The sequence below is a fragment of the Treponema bryantii genome (genome assembly GCF_900113965.1).
GTDB classification, from domain to species: Bacteria; Spirochaetota; Spirochaetia; order Treponematales; family Treponemataceae; genus Treponema_D; species Treponema_D bryantii_A.
The window spans coordinates 1-7,018 of sequence record NZ_FORI01000017.1 but is presented as its reverse complement, the minus strand read 5'-3'; the positions used below and the strand labels follow the sequence as shown (position 1 = coordinate 7,018).

The 7,018-nt window shown below is 39.8% G+C and carries 7 protein-coding genes, 1 tRNA gene and 2 rRNA genes; 7 read left to right on the top strand and 3 right to left on the bottom strand.

The features are described from left to right. The 4 genes from BM161_RS14025 to nudC all read left to right on the top strand — a co-directional run. Positions 1-309, top strand: a 23S ribosomal RNA gene (locus BM161_RS14025); the annotation flags it as partial. Between the two features lie 113 nt (positions 310-422). Next, positions 423-534: ribosomal RNA gene (gene rrf, locus BM161_RS14020) — 5S ribosomal RNA — on the top strand. A gap of 6 nt (positions 535-540) precedes the next feature. Then, positions 541-614, top strand: a tRNA-Val gene (locus BM161_RS14015). Between the two features lie 248 nt (positions 615-862). Beyond that, on the top strand, positions 863-1,711 hold the full coding sequence (gene nudC, locus BM161_RS14010; protein WP_074933879.1) for an NAD(+) diphosphatase: 849 nt from the start codon (positions 863-865) through the stop codon (positions 1,709-1,711). Here the strand turns inward: nudC and BM161_RS14005 are convergent. After that, a complete protein-coding gene (locus BM161_RS14005) occupies positions 1,694-2,641 on the bottom strand; it encodes a helix-turn-helix domain-containing protein (RefSeq protein WP_074933876.1) in 948 nt (315 codons plus the stop codon). The genes nudC and BM161_RS14005 overlap by 18 nt on opposite strands. A gap of 230 nt (positions 2,642-2,871) precedes the next feature. Here BM161_RS14005 and BM161_RS14000 point away from each other — a divergent pair, with 230 nt between their 5' ends. The 3 genes from BM161_RS14000 to BM161_RS13990 all read left to right on the top strand — a co-directional run bounded on the left by BM161_RS14000 (position 2,872) and on the right by BM161_RS13990 (position 5,563). Continuing rightward, positions 2,872-3,819 carry an ABC transporter ATP-binding protein gene (locus tag BM161_RS14000; RefSeq protein ID WP_074933874.1) on the top strand — a complete coding sequence of 316 codons (948 nt, stop codon included), beginning with the start codon at positions 2,872-2,874 and terminating at the stop codon, positions 3,817-3,819. A gap of 61 nt (positions 3,820-3,880) precedes the next feature. Further along, positions 3,881-4,690, top strand: coding sequence for an ABC transporter permease (locus BM161_RS13995; protein WP_074933871.1), 810 nt, complete (start codon positions 3,881-3,883; stop codon positions 4,688-4,690). 3 nt (positions 4,691-4,693) lie between these two features. Next, positions 4,694-5,563: an ABC transporter permease gene (locus tag BM161_RS13990; protein WP_083425819.1), complete on the top strand. Its 870-nt coding sequence runs from the start codon at positions 4,694-4,696 to the stop codon at positions 5,561-5,563. Positions 5,564-5,647: 84 nt separating this feature from the next. Here the strand turns inward: BM161_RS13990 and BM161_RS13985 are convergent, their stop codons facing one another. Continuing rightward, the gene (locus BM161_RS13985; protein ID WP_074933868.1) at positions 5,648-6,538 is read right to left on the bottom strand and encodes an IS3 family transposase; all 891 of its coding nucleotides are present in this window, start codon (positions 6,536-6,538) and stop codon (positions 5,648-5,650) included. Then, positions 6,469-6,975: a helix-turn-helix domain-containing protein gene (locus BM161_RS13980; RefSeq protein ID WP_074932838.1), complete on the bottom strand. Its 507-nt coding sequence runs from the start codon at positions 6,973-6,975 to the stop codon at positions 6,469-6,471. The genes BM161_RS13985 and BM161_RS13980 overlap by 70 nt, the downstream gene beginning before the upstream one ends. Positions 6,976-7,018: the final 43 nt, after the last annotated feature.

Sequence of the window (7,018 nt, the reverse complement as noted above, 5' to 3'; positions counted from 1 at the left end):
GAGACAGTTCGGTCCCTATCTGTTATGGGCGATGGAAGTTTGAGAGGAGCTGCTTTTAGTACGAGAGGACCGAAGTGGACGAACCTCTGGTTTACCAGTTATCCTGCCAAGGGTAAGTGCTGGGTATCTAAGTCCGGAAGGGATAACCGCTGAAAGCATCTAAGCGGGAAGCCCACCTCAAGATTAGACTTCCCTGGAACTTTAAGTTCCCTGAAGACTCCTGGGAGACTACCAGGTTGATAGGATGCAGGTGTAAGCGCCGCGAGACGTTCAGCCGAGCATTACTAATAAGTCGTGAGACTTGGCCATATCATCGTTTCCGTTCATAAACTACTTGAACAAAAACTTCTTTTCTGATATATTTCCGTTCTGCACGCTCTGATGTTTCAGACTAGTGCTCTTCGTATGATATTGTAAATAATATCGGTGGCCATAGTGGAGAGGTAATACCCGTTCCCATTCCGAACACGGAAGTCAAGCTCTCTTACGTCGATGATACTGGATTCGTTCCGGGAAAGTAGAAAGTTGCCGATTTTTTTCGGGCAGTTAGCTCAGCTGGTACGAGCGTCTGGTTTACACCCAGAATGTCGGGAGTTCGATCCTCTCACTGCCCATTTAGAGACACTCTTTTTAGAGTGTCTTTTTTTTGTTATGAGACTCTTTTTGTGGTTTTGTCGGATCTCATAGCTCCCGACATTCTGTCGAAGTCGCTCACTGCCGTTCGCTCCTACCCATATATCGGATAATCCTAAACAATTGCTTTCGCAATTGTTTTTAACGGATTTCCGATTTTAGGGTGTCGGGAGTTCGATCCTCTCACTGCCCATATGTACTGAAAACTTAAAAAATGACATAATAGCTTATGATTCAAGATATTTTTCCGGCTAAGTTTTATAATCATTTTCAAAACTATGAGGCTTCTGAAAAGGATTTTGTATTTTTATTTTCTGAGGGAAAGGTTCTCGTTCGCTATAATCAGTTTTCAAAAGATTTAAGTTATCCTCTTTTTGAAGATTTTTCGAAACAGAAACTTTCAGCAACTTATCTTTTTTCCATTGATAATCAGAAATATTTTTTGATTCCGGAACATACTTCAGTTCCGAAGAAACTTTCAAATTTTTCTTTTTATACACCACGTCAGTTACGTGATTTACCGCTTGCTTCCAATTTAGAACTTTTTGCTGTCTTTTCAGCGTATCATCTTTGGAAGTGGTATGATGATAATAAATTCTGCGGGCACTGCGGTCATAACTTAGAACATGATACTGTTGAGCGAGCTTTGTTTTGTCCGGAATGCGAATCAAAAATTTATCCACGAATCAATCCAGCGGTAATCATAGGAATCTTAAATCAGAAGAAGGACAAAATCCTCATTACAAAATATCGTACTGGTTATGCGCACTCTGCTCTAGTTGCCGGTTTTACTGAGTTTGGTGAAACTCTTGAGCAGACTGTTGAGCGCGAGGTAATGGAAGAAGTTGGACTTAAGGTAAAAAATATCCGCTATTATAAATCTCAGCCATGGGCACTGGCACAAGATATTCTGGCAGGATTTTTCTGTGAGGTTGATGGTGACGATAAAATCAAAATGGATGAGAGCGAGTTAAAATATGCCGAGTGGGTTAGCCGCGAAGAGGTTGAACTTCAGCCCAATGATTACAGCCTGACTAATGAGATGATGAAAATGTTTAAGTCAGGAGAAGTTGCGTAAGACTGCGGTCTCATTATTCTGGGCTCTCATCTTCTTAAAATCTCTTGGTGACATTTTGTAAAATTTCTTAAAGGTCTCTGCCATGTAGCTGGCTCCGGAAAAGCCTGTGATTTCTGCAATTTCACTCATGCTCATGTCGCCGGCCAGAAGCAGGTCTGTGACTTTACGGCAACGGTAGTGCATAAGATATTCTATCGGGGATTTTTCTGTAAGTTTGTTGAAAATCTGATTACAAAGGCTCTGGCTCACGCCACCGGCCTGGGCAATATCTTTGAGGGTAATTTGATCATTGTAGTGCTGGTCTATATAGAACATCATGGCCTTGAGTTTTGAATTGTGTGAGTCGCTGTCTTCAATATGGCCCACGTGCAGGCGGTAGGCATCGGTAAAGCGGTGCATTATGATTTCCCATATTTCGAAAAAGTATTTTGTTATCATAAACTCATTGCCGGTCTCTTCTTCCTTGCAGAGGGCTTTCATGAGTTTCTGAATTGCAGGAGCATCAAAATCTTCCGCCTTAAAATGAATAAATGGAACACTGCGGTCTGAGATGATTGGCTTAATGGCCTTGCTTTCAACTGCAAAGGTTGAAGAGATAATACTAGGATGCATTACGGCAATGTAATATAGAGTACTGCGATTCTGGCCTGAAATAGAGTAGTGGATTTTATCAGCATTTACAAAAAGTGTATCGCCTCTTTTTAAGGTGATATTTATGCCATCAACTGAATAGGCCATTGTGCCTGAATAAACAGAAAGAATTTCAATATCGTCATGATAGTGTGGAACTCGTTCCCAGGTACAGCCGGGATAAACATAGCCCTCGTGAATATAGGCTGGAAAACCTTCTACATTATAATTTACAACTTCTGACCCGTCGCTTCGTTTTAAGATAATTCCTTTTACAGGTTTCTGTGTTGTTTCCGGCATTTTGTTGCTCCTGAAATTAATAACAATATTACTTTATATATGAAAAATAGTTATTAAAATAAGTAAAAATAATAATTTTCTTACACACTTATACCAAGTATAATCCAGGTATCTTGTAAAAGCAAGGGAATCTGAAGCGGCTTGGACACCCCGCCGAGGATTCCTTTGTTGAAGTACTGTCATTGCGAGCGGAGCGAAGCAATCTAAATTACAGGATAACGGAGGTTTTTATGGAAGACGCAATCATCATGAAGGGAGTGACTAAGGAGTTTAAGGTTCTCAACCGTCACGAGGGGCTAAAGGGCAGTCTTAAAGATTTATTTTCCCGCGACTATAAAACTATAACTGCGGTCGATAATATTTCCATCAACATTAAAGCAGGAGAAATTGTAGGCTACCTTGGACCGAACGGGGCCGGAAAATCTACAACCATCAAAATGATGACCGGAGTTCTTGAACCAACTCGCGGCGAGATTCTTGTAAACGGAACTGTTCCTTATAAAAACCGCAGCCACAATGCAGAAAATATTGGTGTTGTCTTCGGTCAGCGAAGTCAGCTCTGGTGGTCGCTCCCTCTTATAGAATCCTTCAAGCTGCTTAAGGATATTTATATGATTCCGGATAGCGACTATAAGCAGATGCTGGAGCTTTACCGCAGCCTTGCAGATATTGAAAATCTTCTGCATAAGCCTGTTCGCCAGATGTCTCTAGGGCAGCGAACTCTTAGTGATATTCTTGCAGCTTTTTTGCATAACCCGAAAATCGTTTTTCTGGATGAGCCGACAATAGGCCTCGATGTTGCCATGAAAGTAAAAATCCGCGAGCTGATAAAAGGTCTGAATCAGGAAAAAAATACAACGGTAATTCTTACCACTCATGATATGGGGGACGTTGATGCCCTTTGTAAGAGAATTGTTATTATTGACCACGGCAGCATGATTTATGATAACGACATTGGGCACCTTAAGCATTACTTCGGTTCTTACAGAACTCTGCGCCTGAACCTTGCAGACAGCGGCTGGAAGGAAATACTTGTTGATGAATCCAAAACGGATGTTATGTCGGTAATCTCTGAGTACCAGAGAAAGGGCGGTATTAAAGATATCAGTGTGGAAGATATTTCTACTGAGGAAGTAATTAAAAAGATTTATGCGCAGGCTGCATCGAGAAGCGCGTAGTGATTACGGTGGTTGAGTAGGCGAAGCTGTATCGAAATCACCGCATGTAAGGAGACGTTTTATGAACTTTAGAAAATATCTGGCTCTTACCCGTCTGGGCATGATGGAAAAACTCCATTATCGCCTTGGAACTTTTGTAACACTTTTCGGAAATCTGATTTATCTGGTTCTGATTTATTTTCTCTGGAAGGCAATTTATGCCAGTTCGGGAAGTGATGTTGTAAACGGAATGACCTTGAATGACACTCTGGTTTACCTTGTGCTTGCGACAGCGCTTTTCAACTTTCTTGAGGTTTTCCTTGTGTGGGATATGAGCCGGGAAATCCAGTCGGGATCAATAGTGCTCAAGCTTCTTAAGCCTATGAGCTTTCGCGGTTACAGCTTCTGGTCTTACATAGGCGAAAACATCATGTCTTTCTTTCTGACTTTTTTACCGACCTTTATAATCATAAATATACTAACGAAAGGTAGCATAGCGCTGAGCGTGAATCTTATATTTTTCGTAGTCTCGGTGATTATGGCGCTGGTAATCAACTTCAGTATAGATATGATTGTTGCGACAATCTGTTTATATACTGAATCAACCTGGGGGCTGAATATGGTAAAGGAGAGTATCGTTCTTCTGCTTTCGGGTGCTTCGATTCCGCTGGCCTTTTTCCCGGAAACGCTGCGTAAACTTGTACAGTATCTTCCCTTCCGCTGTATTTATGATATGCCACTGAACGTGCTTCTTCAAAAGCCGGGCTACACTCTGGGAAGCGGGCTGGTCTTTACGCTGCTGCTCCAGTTAGCCTGGTGTCTGGCCCTTACGGCAGTCGGCAGTGTTTTCTGGAATTTTTCACTCAAGAAAATTACTGTAAACGGAGGTTAGGGTATGAAGGAAAAAATAATTAATGGGGCAGGTGTTAATACTGGTATTGGTTCTGCTGTAAAGACAGTTTCAAAAAGACGCGGCCTTAAGTTTTATCTTGATATTTATAGAAAGATTTTGATTCAGGATTTGAAGAGCAAAATGAGCTACCGAGCCGACTTTGTAATTTCAAATATCGGAATGATAGTTTCGAATCTTGTAGGCTTTGTGACCTTCTATATTCTCTTTCAGAACTTTCCGTCAATCAACGGCTGGACAATGTACGAGATGCTTTTTCTTTACGGCTTCTCTCTGATTGCCCTTACTCCGGTTCAGTGTTTTTTTGATAACAACTGGAACCTGCGCTATGTGGTAAAAACCGGCGACTTCATCAAGTACTGCTTTCGTCCTATAAACATCTTCTTCTATTATATATCTGAGGTTTTTGATGTGAAGGGATTGGGCCAGCTGGCCTTTGGAACAGGAACTCTGGTTTACGCCTGGAGACATCTTGCAATTCCGGTAACTGCGGCAACCATTGCTCAGACGGTGCTCTTTCTGATTGCAGCCTCACTTTTTATGATTGCAATCATGAACTTTGCGGCCGCCACCTGCTTCTGGATTCAGAACTCGGGCTACATAATGGTAATAATGTTCCGCTTTAAGGATTTTGCAAAATATCCGGCAAGTATTTTCAACAAGGTATTCAACCTGATTTTTACCTTTGTGATTCCCATTGCTTTTATTGCATACTATCCGGCCTTAGTCGTCTTGCGGCCAGACTCTGTGCCACTGCTATCCTGGCTCTCGCCACTAATTGGCCTTGCTTTCTTCTACCTGAGCTACCGCTTCTGGCTGCTAGGCGCCAGAAAGTACGACGGCACCGGCTCGTGAGTGAAAGGCGGGGGGCGTTGCGGGGGTGTCCCCCGCTGGGTGGGGTAGCCGAAAACTGAACTGAACCCAATTTTTTGGACAGTTTTATGCTACCATATTTTTCATTCGGACTTCAATTGGAGTCCGATAATTTAAAACACTGGAATCCCGTTCATAATTAAAATAATGAATATACGATTCTAGTTCTTCCAGAAACTTATCAACAGAATCAAAATCATTAAGATAAAACCATTCTGTTTTTAATATACCCCAGAAATTTTCAATTACAGCATTATCAAGACAATTTCCTTTTCGAGACATACTTTGAATTGCATGTTTCTTTTTCAGGAAATACTTATATGAAATATGCCTATATTGCCATCCTTGATCAGATTGAATTATTACATTTTTTGGATTTCCAGTTTTTTTATATGCAAGTTTTATCATGTTCATAATAAGTTTCATATTAGGTGAAAAACTTACAGTATGGGCGATAATCTCCTTACTATGCATATCCATAATACCTGAAAGATATATTTTTTTACCACAAACCTTAAATTCTGTTACATCAGTTGTCCATTTCTGATTAATTGATGTTGTAGAAAAATTTCTTTGAAGGATATTTTCTACTGCAATTCCGGAAGTTGCTCCTGAATAAGAATTATATTTCTTTGATCTAACAATACTTTTTATTCCCAGCTGCTGCATCAAACGTAATACTGTTTTATGATTAATCTGAACCCCTGATTTATGCAAATCAGATGTTATCCACCTGTATCCTTTTCGTTTATTGCTTTTATTATAAATCTCAAGGATTTTCTGTTTAATCTCAATGTATTTATCTTTCTTGGGTTTTATATTCTCATAAAATGTCGAACGCTTTAAATCAAAGTATTTCAGCAATCTATCTAATTTATATACTGACCTTAATTCTTTGATTGCTTCTGATTTTTCTCTTTGCGAGCTTGAACTAAGGTCGCCAATTTTTTTAGGCATGCATTCTCCATTTCTGAATACTCAAGCCTCTCTAACAGTTCCATCATAGTTGGATTGTCTTTATTCTCTTTTTTTAGAGATTTTATTTCATCTGGTGTTATTGCTTTTGTTGGATCAAATTTTCCCATATATTGATATCTTAACATCCATCTAGATAAAGTTGAATGGGAAATCTGATATTTAGCTGCAATTGTTTTCTGTGAAATTCCAGTTTTAAGTTCTTGTAGAATTTTTTCTATTTGTTCTTTTGTATAAGGACGATTTGTTTTTCTTGAAATTAATCCTTTTTCTCCATGAATTAAATAACGTTTTTTCCATCGATCTACAACATGCTGTGATACTCCGAAATGTTCAGTTAGCATTCTTCTCGAATAATTTTCTTCTTTCCATAATCTTATGAGTTCTAATTTTTCTTCATAAGACAAACTCTTGCTCATATTTTATACCTCCAAAAGTGTCCAACTTTTGGGGTTCAGTTCA

Coding starts and splice junctions, on each gene's coding strand:
- BM161_RS14005 (WP_074933876.1), bottom strand. CDS start 2,641: ATGCCGGAAACAACACAGAAACCTGTAAAAGGAATTATCTTAAAACGA.
- nudC (WP_074933879.1), top strand. CDS start 863: ATGATTCAAGATATTTTTCCGGCTAAGTTTTATAATCATTTTCAAAAC.
- BM161_RS13980 (WP_074932838.1), bottom strand. CDS start 6,975: ATGAGCAAGAGTTTGTCTTATGAAGAAAAATTAGAACTCATAAGATTA.
- BM161_RS14000 (WP_074933874.1), top strand. CDS start 2,872: ATGGAAGACGCAATCATCATGAAGGGAGTGACTAAGGAGTTTAAGGTT.
- BM161_RS13985 (WP_074933868.1), bottom strand. CDS start 6,538: ATGCCTAAAAAAATTGGCGACCTTAGTTCAAGCTCGCAAAGAGAAAAA.
- BM161_RS13990 (WP_083425819.1), top strand. CDS start 4,694: ATGAAGGAAAAAATAATTAATGGGGCAGGTGTTAATACTGGTATTGGT.
- BM161_RS13995 (WP_074933871.1), top strand. CDS start 3,881: ATGAACTTTAGAAAATATCTGGCTCTTACCCGTCTGGGCATGATGGAA.